Below are 15,443 nucleotides of genomic sequence, written 5' to 3'. Positions count from 1 at the left end.
AGTGAGGCGAGGAGTTGAATTAAAGCATTTGATTAATTGAATTTTCAGTTAGATTTTTCACACTATCCACTACTTTTAAATCGTTATGCCACCAATTACCAGTGAGAGGAGTCTTTGGTACAGTAGCATCTATTTCAGCAGCTTATCCCTCCCATTCCTATATGAAGCAAACTTCTATTCTGCTGCTTGCAGCCGTGCTTGGTGTGTCCGTCGCCCAGGCGCAAACCTCCCCTCCCGTTCCGGTTAAGTCTTCCAGGAAAGGCACCAGCCGTTTTTTCGGTACCGTGGTTGATGGTACCACTCAAAAGCCCGTGGAGTATGCTACCGTCACGCTGCTGCCCGCTACCGGTACTACGCCCGTAACGGGCACCACCTGCGATGCGCAAGGCAAGTTCGAGATGAAAGACGTACCGGCTGGCACGTACCGGCTGCAAATCAGCTTTGTAGGCTACGCCAACAAAGTTGGCCCCTTAACGGTGGGCACCGAGCCAATGTCGCTGGGCGTTATCAAACTCACGCCCTCGGCGCAGAAGCTGGGCGAAGTGACGGTAACCGGCCAGCGGGCCCTGGTGGAAACCAAGCCCGACCGGATTGTGTACAACGCCGAGCAGGATGCTACCAATGCGGGTGGCAACGCCGCTGATGTGTTTCGCAAAACGCCGCTGCTAAATGTGGATGTGGATGGCAACGTGCAGCTCCGCGGCTCGTCTAATTTGCGGGTGCTTATCAACAACAAGCCCTCAGCCATGCTGGCGGGCAACCTGGCCGAAGCCCTCAAGCAAATTCCGGCCGACCAGATTAAAGCAGTGGAGGTGGTAACCTCACCCTCAGCGAAGTACGACGGTGAAGGCTCGGGCGGCGTAATTAATATTGTACTGAAAAAGAACAGCTTGCAGGGCACCAACGGCAGCGTGGGCGCCAGCGCCGGCAACCGCAACCAAAGCCTGAACGGCTCCCTGAACGTGCGGCGCGGCAAAGTAGGCGTAAACACCCGGCTCAGCAGCTTCCGCAACAGCTACCCCTACCGCTCCTCTACCACCCGCACCGATTTGACACCGGCCGGCGAAGGAGAATTATTGCAGCGTTCTACGTCGGAGAGTGTGGGTACGGGCGGCTATGGGCAGCTGGAGCTCACCTACGACCCCTCCAAGCTGCACAGCTTCACGCTGAGCGCCAACGGCAACCTGTACACGAGCCGCTCGCCGCAGGATTTGTTTAATGAATACATCGACCTGTCGGCGCCTGATCCGCGGCGCCCGCGCCGAGACACGCTCTACACGCGCCAGATTCGGCAGCGCTACGAGGGCCGCAACTACGACTTCAATGCGGGCTACACCCGCACCTTCGGCGACGACCAGCCCCGGCGCGAGTGGAGCATGCTGGCTCAGCACACCCGCAGCAACAACAACGGCCGCTACTCGCTCGACCAGTATCCTTTCTTTCCTTTCGAAACCCGGTTGCAGGAATACCAGGAGCGGAGCGGCAACCTGGCTCGCAACCTTGAAACCACGCTCCAAACCGACTACACGCATCCTTTTTCGGAGAAGAACACGCTGGAAGGCGGCGCCAAAGCCATCCTGCGCGACGTCAGCAGCACCTACAGCCTCGACACGCTGCTGCAAGCCAAGCAAACCGATTTCGTGCGGAGTCTGCGGCGCTCCAATGCGTTTGACTACAGCCAGAACGTGGTGGCGGCCTACGGTACTTATAATATGGCCGCCAGCGAAAAGTACTCGCTCAACCTGGGCACGCGGGTGGAATACACGGCCATAGCCGGTGATTTTTCGGGGGCCGAGAGCCGCTTCACCAACTCCTACTTCAACCTGTTGCCCCACCTGAGTGCCACGCGCAACCTGGCCAAGCCGGGGCACACCCTGCGGTTTAGCTTTTCGCGCCGGATTCAGCGGCCCAATATCTACTTCCTGAATCCTTACGTCAACCAAAGCTCGCCCAATAACGTCCGCTACGGCAACCCCAACCTGTCGCCGGAACTCACCAATTCCTACGAGTTCAGCTACAGCACCTTCAGCAAGAAAGGCTCCCTGAACGCCTCCACGTACATGCGGCGCACCGGCAACTCTATTGAGAGCTACAACCTCTACAACGACGAACTGGCCCGCACCGAAACCACCTACGGCAACCTGGCTACCAACTCCACCTACGGCGTGAGCTTGTATGGCTCGCTGAAGCCGATAGAAAAGTGGAACATCAGCAGCAACGTGAATACCGACTACACCCGGCTGAAAAGCGCTTCGCTCAACCGCACCAGCAGCCGGTTTAGCTTGTACATGAGCTTGAACTCGTCGCTGAAGATGGGCAAGCTCTACAGCTTGCAGGCTTACGGCGGCTTCAGCACGGGCGGCGTGGGCTTGCAGTCGCGCTACTCAGGGTATTCGTATTACTCAATGGGCATTAAGCGGACGTTCCTCAAAGAGAAGGCCGACTTAACGCTGAACGCCAACAATTTCTTTCAGGCCGGCCGCGAGTTCCGCAACACCACCGAAACGGCGCAGTTCCGCAGCAGCAGCACCAGCTACCAATATCAGCGCACCGTGCGGCTGGCTTTCAACTACCGCTTCGGCAAGATCGACGCCAGCGGCCAGCGCCAGCGTCGCTCCATCCGCAACGACGACTCGAAAGGCGGTGGCGGCGGCAACGGGGGCTAGGTGGTGAGGTTGTGAAATGGTGAGTTTGACGTTCTATATGCGCAAGTGGCGCGGTTAGAACATCAAACTCACCATTTCACAACCTCACTATTTCACCTTTCCCAAATCTTCCAGGCTTCTTCGGCTTGGAGGCAGAGCATTTCGAAGCCGTTTTTGGTTTGGGCGCCGAGGGCTTGGCCGCGGCGCATAAACTCGGTTTCGCTGGGGTTGTAGATGAGGTCGAAGAGGTAATGCTGGCTGGTGAGGTGCTCGTAGGGGATGGGTGGGCACTGCTCGGTGTCGGGGTAGGTACCGAGCGGCGTGGCATTGATAATCAGCAGGTGGTCCTGGAACAGTTGCGGCGTGAGGTCGGCGTAGGTGAGGCCCGCGCCCAGCGGGTTGCGCGACACCACCCAATAACCGATTTCCAGGTCGCGCAGGGCTACTTCCACGGCTTTGGAGGCGCCGCCGCTGCCCAGAATCAGGGCCCGGCCGGTAAAGCCCACCGGCAGAAAGCCGCGCAACGACTCCCGAAAACCAGCCAAGTCGGTGTTGTGCCCAATGAGGCGCCCGTCTTCGGCAAACTCGATAACATTAACGGCGCCCACACGGGCGGCGGTAGAGGCCACTTCACTCAGGAAGGGCAAAACTTGTTCTTTATAAGGAATCGTGACGTTTAGGCCGCGCAAATCGGGGTGCGCGGCCAGCAACGCCGGTAGTTCGTCGATGGTGGGCAGCTCAAATAGCTCGTAGTGGTGCTCGGTAAGGTTGAGGCTATAGAATTTCTGGGTGAAATAAGTTTGGGAGAAAGAATGCTTCAAAGAGCGGCCGAGCAATCCGAATTCAGACATAATAAGCGAATAGGTATTCGGCAGCAAGCAACACAAAAAACCACCCGCCCCCAAGGAACGAGTGGTTTTTATGATAGAAATAAGATTATCCCAACGAAGGGCAGGCAACAAGCCTACGCCACTGGGCGGCTACTGGCGCGGCGCGACTTGAAGAACTCGAATATCACGGGCAGCACCGACAGGCCAATAATGACCAGTACCACCAACGAGAAATTCTTTTGCACCACCGGAATTTGTCCGAAGAAGTAGCCCGCTAGCGTCAGCAACGACACCCACAGCACCGCGCCCACCACGTTGTACGACAAGAACTTGCTGTAGCTCATGGTGCCCACGCCCGCCACAAACGGCGCAAACGTGCGAATGATAGGAATGAAGCGGGCCAGGATGATGGTTTTGGCACCGTGCTTTTCATAGAACTGCTGTGTGCGCTCCAGGTGCTGGCGCTTCAGAAAACGGGAATTTTCTCGGAACACCCGCGGCCCCAGATAGTCGCCGATGTGGTAGTTGAGCGTGTCGCCGAGCACGGCGGCCAGGATGAGCAGGCCAATCATCAGCCACACGTTCAGGGGCGAACCGGGCAGCGCGGCCAAGGAGCCAGCAGCAAATAACAGGGAGTCGCCGGGCAGGAAAGGCAGCACCACCACCCCGGTTTCCACGAAAATAATCAGAAAGAGAATGGCGTAGGTCCAGCTGCCGTAATCCAGAATAATAGCCCCCAAGTGCTTGTCGAGGTGCAGGATAAAATCAACAAAGTGTTTCAGGATTTCCATAGAAGCCAGGTTTAGGCTACAAAGAAAGCACATGCCCACCGAACGACCGGCGTACGGCGCATAAATCCTTGCGAGGCTACAACTTCCGCAGAATCAGCAACTGGTTAAGGCGCTCCACTTCCAGGTCTTGCACCGAGAAGCCCGCGCCGGCCAAGTAGGTAGGCAGTTCGTCGTTGCCGACGTACAGCGGCACCTCACTGAGCGTATTGAACAGCACATAGCCGCCGGGGCGCAGCACCCGCCGTATGTCCTGCCAGAAGCCGGCAGTTTGCAGCCCGGCCGGCAGGTGCAAGTCCACGAATAAATCCACGATAATCAGGCCGAATTGGGTATCGGGCGCAGTGCGTATCCAGGCAAACGCATCGGCGCACACAATAGCAAGTTGGGCATCGGGCCGCACGCCAAACTCCGTAGCCGCCAGTCCGATAACCACTGCATCCAGCTCAATGGCCGTAATGTGGCCTTCGTACTGCAACTCGTGGCGCAGAGTAGCTACCACCGAACCACCGCCCAGCCCCAGCAGCAGCGCGTGGCTGGCTTGCCGGGGCTCCACGAACAGCAGCCCGTAGCGCAGCACCTGTTGCAACGAGCCGTAGGAATAATTGGCGTGGCGCGTGTCGAGCACCTTGCGGCCCTTGCGCCACGTCACTTCCAGCGGCCCACTCACCTCCGACTGCACGGTGCGGGTGATGGGAAACAAGTAGCTCAACAGGCGAAGTAGCGAAGTAAGCATGCGCCTGTAAAGGTAAGCAGCGGGCTTATTGTACCACCGCCTTCACTTGGTAGCCTTGCTGCCGTAGCAACGCCAACACGCCTTTGGGGCCGCCAAGGTGCGCCGCACCTACGGCAAAGAAGGTTGGCTTGGCCGTAGCATACTGGCTGATACCGGCAATCCAGTGCTGGTTGCGTGAATCGAGGAGCAGGTCTTCATACTGCTGAAAGTTGAACATGCTGCTTGCGGTGAGACTGTGTAGTTGCTCCACGTTCTGCGTCTTGTAGAGCGCCAGCATTTGCTGCAATTCCTGTTTGGCTTCAGCTTCCTTGTTCACCATGTCGGCCAGCATCTTGCTTTGCTCGCCGTACGGAATCTTATCGAACAAGCCCAACTGCTCCTGCACGGTTTCCAGGCCCAGCACTTCCTTTTTCTGCTCCTGCGCCATTTGCACGAAAGTGGCCTCGTAGCTGGCAGGCTTGCAGTCGAGCAGCGCCGGATACAGCATGGAGCTGAGGATGAACGGCTTTACGGCACCTACTTTATCAATGGGCAGGCCAGCCTTGGCTTGCAGGTAGTTGCCCACGGCGGTGTAGTCGGGGCCCGAGAGGAGCTTCTGTAGGTTTTGGCCGTCCTTCATCAGCATGTCGCTCTGCATTTCCTGCATCATGGTGGGGCTGTCCATGTCCAGCTCCATTACCACCTGTTGGGTTTTGCCAAACGCCTGTTTCAGCGGCTCACTCACCTGCAAATCGGCGGGGCATACCAAGTGAATGGTGCCGTATAGGAAAGAAGGCTGGGCGAGGTTTTTGCCGGAAATTTCCCAGAGCAAGGAGTTGGCTGCTGGGGCTGTCTGCTTGGTGGTAGCAGTGGCAGCCGTTTTGCGCGACACTTTTTGGGCTTGAGTGGTGAAAGAAGTTAGAGCCAGCACGGCCAGCAGCGTAATCTTTTTCGGCAAGAACATAGGAAGTGAATAGAAGGTGACGGGAAAGATGCCACATTATTCGCAAGCCCCTGCTATTCATTACACCTCGCCAGCCTTTTATTAATCTCAAACCAGCTACACGCCGAAGCCCCGCCTTGCAAATCCCTCACTGCCACGACAAATTGTAGCTATAGGGGCATTGCAAAACGGGGCTTCGGTTATTGCTGCCACACACGGCAGTTCAGGCAATTATTGTGCGGCTACGCGCCATACTTTGTTGCCGGCATCATCAAGCACCAGCAACGAGCCATCGGGCATTTCCGTCACGCCCACGGGCCGGCCGTACACTTCTTTGTCGCCAGTGTTAGCCACAAACCCACTCACAAAGTCCTCAGACTTGCCAGCGGGCTTGCCGTTCTGAAACGGCACGAACACCACTTTGTAGCCCGTAAACTCCGAGCGGTTCCAGGAGCCATGCTGCCCCACGAAAGCGCCCTTTTGATACTTCGCCGGGAAGGCCTTGCCATCATAGAAAGCTAGCCCCAACGAAGCTGAGTGCGGTGCCAACGGTACTTCCGGCACCAAGGCCTTCTTCACCAAATCGGGCCGCTCACCCTTGCGGCGGGGGTCCTCCGTTTGGCCGAAGTACGAGTAGGGCCAGCCGTAGAACGCGCCGGGCTGTACGCTGGTCAGGTAGTCCGGCACCAGGTCGTCGCCTAGCTCATCCCGCTCGTTTACGGCAGTCCAGAGGGCTTTGGTGCTGGGATTCCAGTCCATACCAACCGGGTTACGTAGGCCGGCGGCGTACACCTTTTCGCCGGTGCCATCGGGGTTGATTTCCAGAATATTGGCGCGGCGCTGCTCGTATTCCATGCCGTTTTCGCCCACGTTGGAGCTGGAGCCTACGCTCACGTAAATCTTCGAGCCATCGGCGTTGGCCAGCAGGTTGCGGGTCCAGTGGTTGTTGTAGCCTTTGCCGGGCAGGGTCAGTATTTTCTCGCCGGGGCCGGTTATTTTGGTTTGGCCGGGCTTGTAAGCATAACGCAATACGCCGTCGGTGTTGGCTACGTAGAAATAGTTGCCCAGCACCAACATGCCAAACGGCTGGTTGAGGTTGGCCAAGAACGTTTCGCGCACATCGGGTTTGCCGTCCTTGTTGGTGTCGCGCAGCAGCGTAATGCGGTTGGCGCTGGTTTCCTGCAACGACTTGGAAGGGTCGAGGTCCAACTTGGCCGCTACTTTCTTCTTGAAGGTGGTTGGAATGGTGTTGGCTTCCGCCACCAGCACGTCGCCGTTGGGCGTTATGTAGGCCCAACGGGGGCTTTTGAAATCACCGGCGTACTCCGTCACGGTGAAGCCGGTGGGCACTACCGGCGTTTTGCCAGCCGGCCAGCCGATTACCTTGCTCCGCTTGGTCACCGATTTGGTGGCGTAGGGCTCAGGCAATGTGGGCGCCGCCGCTTCGGATACAGCCGAATCGGGCGAGGCCGCCATGGGTGGGGCGGGCGTGTTGGTGGGGGTATCGGCAGCTGGTTTGCCTTGGTTGCAGGCAGTGGTCAGCAGTACTACAGCAGCTAGTGGCAGCTGAAAAGGAAATCGTAGCATAAAAGAAAAAGAAAGCAACTCAGTGTCTTTCCTCCTACTTCTTTCGCGCTGCTATAGTTGCACTTAGCCCTGCGTCTGGCGCTGTTGGGCCTCAGGCGTGAGCAGGGAATAGATGACGGAATCCAGGAACTGCCCCCGGAAAAAGTAGTTCTGCCGGAAATACGCCTCCTGCACAAAGCCGTGCTTTTCCAGCAGCCTGCGCGACGCTTGGTTGTGCGGGTTTACGTTGGCTTCCACGCTGTGCAGCTTCAAGGTTTCAAACCCAAAGGTTAGCACCTTCGCCATGGCCTCACTCATGATGCCCTGCTGCCAATAGTCGGAGTGCAGGCCGTATCCAATTTCGGCCCGGTGATGCTCCGGAATTATCCGCCAGAGCCCAATAGTGCCTAGCAGTTCCTCCGGGGCATCCTGCCGCACTATACCCCAGGTGATGCCCGTGTTGTCGGCGGTATTTCGCTTGACTAGGTCAATAAGCGCCAGTGTTTGAGTTAGCGTCGTATCAGGTTCACGGTCTAGGTAGCGGATAATGTGCGCATCCGACCGTTGCAATAGCAGCGCAGGCGCGTCCTGTTCGTTTATCTCGCGCAGCAAGAGCCGTTCAGTATGCAGTTCCGGGAATGGTGTCAGGTTGATGGAAAGCATCGGCAGGCGTATCGGGAGAGTAGGTTTGCTGCTCGAAAATAGGGAGGCGGCTGTTGCTTCCAATCAAGTTAGCCTGCCTGTTGGTGGGTTACTGCTGTTAGGCGTACTTTGCTGAAGAATATTTTTTCTCCTCGAAGTACACATCTGCGTTTGACTGTCGTATAAGGGCTGACTCTCCTTATTCGGGAAGCGCGGCGACGTATAGCACTGATTATTGGTGGTTATGCGGCTCACGGTTCCACGTAGCGGGTCTCTTCCAGCCAGCCGAAAACAGCTTATTCACAGGACTCTACGGAGTTTCAATGTTATTCTTTACCGCCTAAATAATCCCAGTTAGAGAATTTAGGCGTATTATGTGTTAAAATGAAAATACCCTGGTAGCATTCTGAGAATTATTACATATACTTGTAATAATTTAATTTATGTTATCGATGGAGTACCGGGTTTCCCTACCCGTTTTTTAAGCAGCTCCCGCTTGTTGTTAAGTTGCTTTTTGCGCCCTACTAATGCCCGTCGTTCTGTCTGCTCAGCCAGCGTCACACCCGTTTGCTGAGGCTTTTTCCTACCTGCCTACCCCTACTCTCCTGCTTGATAATGATGGCAACATCGTAGCTGGCAGTGTAGGTTTGGCGGAGCTCATGCCAGCCATTGCCGCCCCATTGGCGTTGGTCGGCCGGCCTTTGCCCGATGCTCAGTCGCAGCTGGGGCCAGTAGGCACAGCGTGGGCCTATGCGCACAGCGTAGTACGCTCGATGCCTTGGGTGCAGCCGCCTGCATTGCTGCCTGTGGCTTCACCAGCTGGTGCTGGTATGGAGGTGCGGTGGTGGCAGCCCAGCTTAACGCGCATAAACTTAGGCGACCAAACTAGTACATATTGGCTTGCTACGGCGCACAACACAGCGCTGCCAGCTCCGGTTGGCACTACAACTCCTTTCAGCGCCCCAAAATCCGACGAAGCCGCCCAATTGCGTGATGCCCTGGCGCACGTTCCGGGGTATATTGTTACGCTGCATGGGCCCGAGCACCGCATTAGTTACGTAGGGCCTAACGTAGCGGCACTGCTCGGGCAGAACCAGCTCTTGGGCCGCTTGGCAGCCAATGTGCTAGCCGAGCTACAAGCCACAGACTCTCTGCAAGCGCTTAACCATACGTACCAAACCGGCCAGCCTACCGCGGCACGTGAATTGGTGCTGCCAGATGCCAACAATCAGCCCCGTTATTTCAACGTTAGCCTACAGCCCCTGCGTGATGCCAGCCAGCAAATCACAGGGGTGCTTGTGTTTGGGCAGGATGTAACCAGCCGGGTTCAGCAGGCCGGGGCTGCCGCTCCTGCCCCGTACCAGGACATCGTAGAGCACCTCCCGCAAATAACATCTATCAGCTCGGCCGAAGGCGTGGTGGAATACCTAAGCCCGCAATGGTTTACCTATACCGGCCAATCCACCGATGCCCTCCACAACCACGACTGGGTGGATGCCCTCAATTCGGAAGACTGGGCTCAAATACTACACGAACTACCTGAGCATCTGAGCAAAGGAGAGCCGTGGAACTGGGATGCCCGTATCCGGCGGCACGATGGCGTATACCGGCGGCATATTGCCCAGATGGTACCAGCCCGCAACGAGGCCGGCCAAGTGGTGCGGTGGTTTGGCACCATGACCGATGTGCAGGACCTGCAACCACCCTCATCCGGCCCCTCTCCCAACGCCGACGCCCCTGACCCTTGCCAGGAACTGACCGACACGTTGCCGCAGCTGCTATGGACGGTAAGCCCCGACGGCGCCACTGCCACCATGAACAAGGCGGCTACCTCCTACATGGGTTCCGAGGTACAGCAACGCCCCGGCGAAAGTATTCCCAGCTTGTTTCCTGGCTCAGATGTAGTGCAGGCGCTGGTTGAGCGGCAGCACAATTTCACAGTCGACGATACTTGGGAGTACCAAAGCCAGTTGCGGCGCCACGATGGCGAGATGCGCTGGTTTTTGCACCGTGCCCAGCCTCTGCGCAACGCAGAAGGCAAGATTGTGAAGTGGTACGGCAGCAGCACCGATATTCAGACGCTGAAGCAGGAAGCAACGCAGCTACAACAGCAAAATGAGCATCTAATTCGCTCCAACCGCGAACTAGATGCTTTTGTGAAGTCGGCAGCGGATGAACTGCGCCAGCCGATCCACAATCTGCAAGCGTTGTTTGGGCAAATGCGGGAGGCCGTTACGTTTCATGACCCTGACGCTAATGCCTTGCTGGTAATGGCCGACAATAGCCTAAGCCGCTGGAACACAACGGTTAGAAACCTGATACAACTAGTAAAAGCGCAGGAACAACACCAGTTGCCACCCGAAGAATTATCGTTGGCTACGCTCACCCGAGAGGCTTTGCTGGGTTTGCATCCGCACCTGCGTGCTTCGGGCGGGGAAGTTTCCACTCACTTCCAAAGCCTGCCTACCGTGTCGTATGTGCGGCCGCATCTGCTGAGCATCATCACCAACTTGCTCAGTAACTCCATCAAGCAGCACGACCCCAGCCGCCCCCTGCGGCTCCGGCTGGAAAGCAAGCCTGGCCCAGCCGGCCGTGCCCAACTGGTAGTGCAGGACAACGGCCTGGGCCTGGAGCCTTCCCGAGTAGCCGGGCGCACCTCTCGCTCATCGCAGCAAACGAATTCTGCCGCCGGCCTCTACCTCATCAACCGCATTGTGGAAGACCACGGCGGCAGCCTCGATGTGGAAAGCGTACCTGGCCAGGGCACTACCTTCCGCGTCACCTTATAATTGCTCGTTTGCATTTCAACACAAGGGCCCGCCTGGTTAACCAAGCGGGCCCTTGTATATGAGGCAGTGTCAGCAAGTAATTAGCCGCGGGGCATCGATGTGCCAGGGCGGCCAGTCGGCTTTTCGGGGCGGAAGTCTTCGCTCACGTTTTCCATGTCGAGGAAATCAGTGAACGTGTCGCCGCGCAAGCCCAGCCGGATGGTTTCCAGGCTTACAATTTCGTTGGGGGCAATGTTGCCTAGGTTCACGTTGGGGCCCAGCAGTTTAATAAACCATACCTGCTGCGCTTTCTGCGGAGCTTCCCACAGGATTTTTTCGAACGGAATCTGAGTCAGGATTTCTTCCACGAGGCCCGAGCGAACTTCGCCGGTGCTCCGGAACAAGCCCACGTTACCAGCTTCCCGCGCCTCACCAATCACCTTGATGGCGCCGGCTTCCAGCTCGGTTTTCATCTGCGAAATCCATTTGTAGGGCGGGATAATCTTCTCGGCATCCTTCGACCCTACCTCCGACAGCACTTTCACGTCCTTGGCCAACTCCCGAATGTACTCCAGCTTCCGGTCGTGGTTGAGGTCGATGGACCCGTCCGATACTTCGGCGTACTCCATGCCGAAATCCGACAGCAACCGCCGATAATCGTCGAACTGATTCCGGATGATAAACGCCTCAAACAAGGTGCCCCCGAAATACACCGGAATGCCTGCTTCTTTGTAGACAGCCAGCTTACGCTTCAGGTTAGGCGTTACGTAGGAGGTGGCCCAGCCCAGCTTCACAATGTCGGTGTACGGAGCCCCGACTTCCAGAAAGTCTTCGGTTTCGCGCACGCTCAGGCCTTTGTCCATCACCATGGTAAAGCCTTGTTCACGAGGTTTTTCGGTCCGCTCGGGCAGTTGGGAAAGATTGTAATTCATTCTGTATGGGTCTTAGAATCTTACGGGCTTGCGGCCGTTTGGGGAAGCCCGCTCTGAAAAGTGCTGCGGCAAAAGTAGCCCCGAATTTTATAAAGCGCCGCTGTTAACGCAGAAGGCGTCCCACTAAGCTGTGGGGCGCCTTCTTTGAGTTGTAAGCTTCAGCTAAAAATGAGCCGCTACAGCCCGTAATCCTGTGGTTGCTACTTCCGGTACTGATCAATCAGGCGGGCCAGTGCCTTCTGCGACTCCAGTTCCGGGAAGTAGTCGAACAGCAGCCGGTGCTTATCGAAATCCAGCACCAGCGCGTTTTCCAGGGTTTCATACGCCTCGCGGTAGCGGCCGGCGGCCAGCAGGTAGGCGCACAGGCGGTAGTGCAGCTCCGCTTCGGCAGGCTGTACCTCCACGGCGTTGCGCATCAGGTCAATGGCGCCGCTGAAATTGCCCTGCTCATAAAGAATTATGCTCCAGTTCAACCACGCATCTTTGCTGTCGGGAGCTACTTCGGTGGCTTTTTCGTAGGCTTCCAAGGAGCTAACCACGTTGCCTACTTGATACTCGGCCGCGGCCAAGGCCAGCCAATATTCCACGCTTTCGGCGTACAGTTCCACCGCCTTCCGGAAGAAATGAATGGCTTCGAAGTGGCGCTCCTGCTCGTTCATGATGATACCGATGCCAAACCACGCCTCGTCCATAGACGGGTCCTGGTCGATGGCCCGCTGGTAGTACCGGCGCGACAAGTCCCACTCACGCAGCTTTTCGTAGCACTCGCCAATGTTGCAGAGAGCCTCGGGCGTCGGTTTACCTTCCTCTTGGCTCAGCTCAAACTCCTGAATAGCCTCCCGATACTTCTCCTGGCTGACATAGGTGCTGGCCAGATAAGCATGCGCCTCATAAAACTTTGCGTCGATAAGGATGGCATAGTCGAAGGCGCCAATGGCCTTATCGAATTGCTCCAGCCGGTAGTAGGCCTGCCCCAAGTTGTACCACGCCACTGCTGAATACGGGTCGTCGTCGGTGAACCGCTGGAAGAAGTCGAGGTTGCTTTCCAGCCGCTCGCTCACCTCCAAGCAGTACAACAGTTCCTGCACGGCCACGTCGTTTTCGGCATTCAGGCGCAGGCTTTTCTTGTAGTATTTGGCCGCACTCTTGAATTTCTGCCAGCTCTGGTACGCCAAGCCCAGGTTGAAATAGATGTCGTCACGGTCGGGAGCCCGCTCGGCGGCTTGCTGGAAATACGCTACAGCTTCGGCGAATTCGCCTTTCTGGGTGGCAATAATGCCACGGGTAACGGCCACGTCGGGGTTGTCGGGGTCGAGTTGGGCTACGTCTTCAATTTGAGTGGATGCGGCCGTGTATTCGCCTTTCATGGCCAACACTTGCGAGCGGTCAATCAGTAGTTCCGTGCTAAAGGGGTATTGGGCAATTGCAGCTTCACAAGCTTGTAAGGCCTTGTCGTATTGTGTGTTGGTGGTATAATGGTCGATTATATTTTCGAAGTCGGCCAAGTCAAAAAAGACAGGCTCGTTGTTGGCTACCATCCGCTCGAAACGGCGTACGGTGTCCAGAACCTCGTCTCGATCTTCAAAATTTTCATTCATTCTCATTCAGCTACAAGCAAGTGCCGGACCGTCAAAACGGCAGTTCAGCAGACTTTAGTCGGGTGGAAATCCCTCCTGAGAGGGTAGTGGCCTAATATACAACAACCGCACCGGAGCCCGGCAAGTTCTAGTGAAGGTCTGTGGCTAGCTCGTTTTATGGCTTGCCCGTTCTGCCATTTTTAGCTCCCGGCAGCACCAAGCTATTGTTTCGGGCAGTGGCCGGAACTGGTGGCCGGTTGCTTGCTGCACTTTGCTAGCCTTATACACAATAGGATGGCGGCCGGCGCGGGCAGTGTCTTTGGTGATAAGCGGCCGGGCGCCTGTCATCAGGGACCGGGCGTGCTCTAGGCGCCAGATGGTTTCGGCTGCCCACTCCGGTACTTCTATGGTTGGCGGCTTTTTGCCGAAGCAGGTAGCGGCCTGGCTCAAGAACTCTTGTAGCGGCAACGTCGCCCCATTCAGAATGTACCGCTCGCCAGCAGTGTTTTGGTTTAGCGTCAGGCGCATCATCAGCTCTATTACGTCGCGCACATCTACCACATTGATACTGCCCGGCGTGTAGAAGTAGTGCTCCTGCCAAGCATACCGAAAGAGCCGGGTGCTGCTCCGTAGCCAATCGGCTGGCCCCAGAATAACCGATGGATTGACCATCACCGCCCATAATCCTTCCGAAACGCCGCGCCAGACTTCCAACTCCGCTAAGTATTTGGAAGTAGCATACGCCCCATGAGCGGCTCCTAACTCCCACTTACTTTGCTCGTCGAGCACCTCAGGGGCGTTTGGCGCAGTGCCAGCGCCCTGCGTTTTTGACCCACCACCCAGCGCCGCCACCGACGACACATAGCAGAGCCGCACCCCTGGCTGTTCCAAGCAGGCATCTACTACGGCAGCGGTACCTTCTACATTCACTTGCAACAGCGCCTCCTCATCCTGGGGCGCATACGACACCAGCCCAGCGCAATGGAACACGTGCGTAACACCTTCCAGAGCAGACTTTAGCAGTAGCGTGTCGCGCAGGTCGCCTTCCACCCATTCCACCGCCTCAGCAGGGGCTATTGCCGGGATTTGCTTTCGGTACAGGGCGCGCACTTTCAACCCGCGCGCCACTAGCGCCGGAATTAGAAAGCTGCCTACTAGGCCACTGCCGCCCGTAACGAAAATCATGGTTCAAGGTCTTGAGGTGTTGGAAGGTAGAAAGCAGGCAGCTCGCTAATTCCGATACCTTATAAAGTAGGGTTGAGCAGCGGCAAATCGAGCAGCTTACGCATGTAGCTGGCTGCCAGCGTTTTGTCGCGCAGGGTGTTAGTATGTTTGATGTTGTGTGCATCCGTGCCCACCATATCTACCATCCGTGCGTCAATCAGCTTTTCTGCCATCCGTTTCGCGCCCGACGAATAATAGCCGGCCAGCGAATTGAGGTTGAGTTGAAGCAATACCCCATTGTCGCGCACTTTTTTCAGGTCGTCGAACCGCCCGTAGAAATAGGTGTAACGCTCTGGGTGGGCCAATACGGGCTTGTACCCCATGCTTTGCAGCCGGAATATCGTTTCGGACAAGTTGAAAGGCTCATTGATGTAGCTGGTTTCAAACAGCAGATACCGTTTATCCCCCCCAAAAGTGAGCAGTTCGTCGCCCCGGTCTAGCCGCTTACCAAACCATTCGTCGAGGTAATATTCGGCTGCGCAGTGCAACTCAACATCCGTCAGACCAGCTTCGGCCGCGGCGTCCCGCATGACAGCCAGCGCGCCTCTAATTCCTTCCGGTGTATTCTTGTAGAAGTCGCCCATGATGTGAGGCGTCATTACTAGCTTGCGGTAGCCCAGTGCCCGTAGGGCCCGCAGCAGCTCCACTGAGTGCTCTGCGGTTTCGGCCCCATCATCAAGCCCCGGCAGCAAGTGCGAGTGCATATCGGTGCGGAGTGACGCTAAACCATCGGCTAACGACGATGGTGCTTGCGCCGTTTTGCCGCCAAACCACTTTTGCAGTAACGATACCATAGCTGACTAACGAGTGGTA

12 protein-coding genes are annotated in these 15,443 nt (G+C 56.8%); 2 read left to right on the top strand and 10 right to left on the bottom strand.

The window, feature by feature from the left end; genetic code table 11:
- Positions 1-161 precede the first annotated feature (161 nt).
- Positions 162-2,666, top strand: a complete 2,505-nt coding sequence (locus J0X19_RS03935) for a TonB-dependent receptor domain-containing protein (RefSeq protein ID WP_206981451.1) — start codon at positions 162-164, stop codon at positions 2,664-2,666.
- Positions 2,667-2,758: 92 nt separating this feature from the next.
- Here the strand turns inward: J0X19_RS03935 and J0X19_RS03930 are convergent, their stop codons facing one another.
- The 6 genes from J0X19_RS03930 to J0X19_RS03905 all read right to left on the bottom strand — a co-directional run bounded on the left by J0X19_RS03930 (position 2,759) and on the right by J0X19_RS03905 (position 8,150).
- Positions 2,759-3,496, bottom strand: coding sequence for a shikimate dehydrogenase family protein (locus tag J0X19_RS03930; RefSeq protein WP_206981449.1), 738 nt, complete (start codon positions 3,494-3,496; stop codon positions 2,759-2,761).
- 113 nt (positions 3,497-3,609) lie between these two features.
- A complete protein-coding gene (locus J0X19_RS03925) occupies positions 3,610-4,266 on the bottom strand; it encodes a DedA family protein (RefSeq protein ID WP_206981447.1) in 657 nt (218 codons plus the stop codon).
- A gap of 76 nt (positions 4,267-4,342) precedes the next feature.
- The gene (locus J0X19_RS03920) at positions 4,343-4,999 is read right to left on the bottom strand and encodes a spermidine synthase (protein ID WP_206981446.1); all 657 of its coding nucleotides are present in this window, start codon (positions 4,997-4,999) and stop codon (positions 4,343-4,345) included.
- Between the two features lie 25 nt (positions 5,000-5,024).
- The gene (locus tag J0X19_RS03915) at positions 5,025-5,942 is read right to left on the bottom strand and encodes a TraB/GumN family protein (RefSeq protein ID WP_206981444.1); all 918 of its coding nucleotides are present in this window, start codon (positions 5,940-5,942) and stop codon (positions 5,025-5,027) included.
- Between the two features lie 210 nt (positions 5,943-6,152).
- Complete coding sequence (locus J0X19_RS03910; RefSeq protein ID WP_206981442.1) at positions 6,153-7,508, bottom strand: PQQ-dependent sugar dehydrogenase; 1,356 nt, start codon at positions 7,506-7,508, stop codon at positions 6,153-6,155.
- Positions 7,509-7,571: 63 nt separating this feature from the next.
- Complete coding sequence (locus J0X19_RS03905; protein ID WP_206981439.1) at positions 7,572-8,150, bottom strand: GNAT family N-acetyltransferase; 579 nt, start codon at positions 8,148-8,150, stop codon at positions 7,572-7,574.
- Positions 8,151-8,656: 506 nt separating this feature from the next.
- Here J0X19_RS03905 and J0X19_RS03900 point away from each other — a divergent pair.
- Positions 8,657-10,918: a PAS domain-containing sensor histidine kinase gene (locus J0X19_RS03900; protein ID WP_206981436.1), complete on the top strand. Its 2,262-nt coding sequence runs from the start codon at positions 8,657-8,659 to the stop codon at positions 10,916-10,918.
- Between the two features lie 80 nt (positions 10,919-10,998).
- Here the strand turns inward: J0X19_RS03900 and J0X19_RS03895 are convergent, their stop codons facing one another.
- From J0X19_RS03895 to J0X19_RS03880, 4 genes are all read right to left on the bottom strand, one after another.
- Complete coding sequence (locus J0X19_RS03895; RefSeq protein ID WP_206981428.1) at positions 10,999-11,829, bottom strand: phosphosulfolactate synthase; 831 nt, start codon at positions 11,827-11,829, stop codon at positions 10,999-11,001.
- A gap of 200 nt (positions 11,830-12,029) precedes the next feature.
- Complete coding sequence (locus tag J0X19_RS03890; protein ID WP_206981426.1) at positions 12,030-13,427, bottom strand: tetratricopeptide repeat protein; 1,398 nt, start codon at positions 13,425-13,427, stop codon at positions 12,030-12,032.
- Between the two features lie 144 nt (positions 13,428-13,571).
- Positions 13,572-14,591 (bottom strand): NAD-dependent epimerase/dehydratase family protein, encoded by a 1,020-nt coding sequence (locus tag J0X19_RS03885; RefSeq protein ID WP_206981424.1) that lies wholly within the window; start codon positions 14,589-14,591, stop codon positions 13,572-13,574.
- A 59-nt stretch (positions 14,592-14,650) separates the two neighbouring features.
- A complete protein-coding gene (locus J0X19_RS03880) occupies positions 14,651-15,424 on the bottom strand; it encodes a tyrosine-protein phosphatase (RefSeq protein WP_206981422.1) in 774 nt (257 codons plus the stop codon).
- Between the last annotated feature and the right edge of the window lie 19 nt (positions 15,425-15,443).

Source organism: Hymenobacter telluris (assembly GCF_017313265.1).
Lineage (GTDB): Bacteria > Bacteroidota > Bacteroidia > Cytophagales > Hymenobacteraceae > Hymenobacter > Hymenobacter telluris.
Note: the sequence above shows the minus strand (reverse complement) of the source record. Positions and strands in the feature narration are given on the sequence as shown.

Excerpts from the sequence above, each read along its gene's own strand:
- J0X19_RS03905 (WP_206981439.1), bottom strand. The coding sequence starts at position 8,150 with ATGCTTTCCATCAACCTGACACCATTCCCGGAACTGCATACTGAACGG.
- J0X19_RS03880 (WP_206981422.1), bottom strand. The coding sequence starts at position 15,424 with ATGGTATCGTTACTGCAAAAGTGGTTTGGCGGCAAAACGGCGCAAGCA.
- J0X19_RS03890 (WP_206981426.1), bottom strand. The coding sequence starts at position 13,427 with ATGAATGAAAATTTTGAAGATCGAGACGAGGTTCTGGACACCGTACGC.
- J0X19_RS03925 (WP_206981447.1), bottom strand. The coding sequence starts at position 4,266 with ATGGAAATCCTGAAACACTTTGTTGATTTTATCCTGCACCTCGACAAG.
- J0X19_RS03885 (WP_206981424.1), bottom strand. The coding sequence starts at position 14,591 with ATGATTTTCGTTACGGGCGGCAGTGGCCTAGTAGGCAGCTTTCTAATT.
- J0X19_RS03915 (WP_206981444.1), bottom strand. The coding sequence starts at position 5,942 with ATGTTCTTGCCGAAAAAGATTACGCTGCTGGCCGTGCTGGCTCTAACT.
- J0X19_RS03920 (WP_206981446.1), bottom strand. The coding sequence starts at position 4,999 with ATGCTTACTTCGCTACTTCGCCTGTTGAGCTACTTGTTTCCCATCACC.
- J0X19_RS03930 (WP_206981449.1), bottom strand. The coding sequence starts at position 3,496 with ATGTCTGAATTCGGATTGCTCGGCCGCTCTTTGAAGCATTCTTTCTCC.
- J0X19_RS03935 (WP_206981451.1), top strand. The coding sequence starts at position 162 with ATGAAGCAAACTTCTATTCTGCTGCTTGCAGCCGTGCTTGGTGTGTCC.
- J0X19_RS03900 (WP_206981436.1), top strand. The coding sequence starts at position 8,657 with ATGCCCGTCGTTCTGTCTGCTCAGCCAGCGTCACACCCGTTTGCTGAG.
- J0X19_RS03895 (WP_206981428.1), bottom strand. The coding sequence starts at position 11,829 with ATGAATTACAATCTTTCCCAACTGCCCGAGCGGACCGAAAAACCTCGT.
- J0X19_RS03910 (WP_206981442.1), bottom strand. The coding sequence starts at position 7,508 with ATGCTACGATTTCCTTTTCAGCTGCCACTAGCTGCTGTAGTACTGCTG.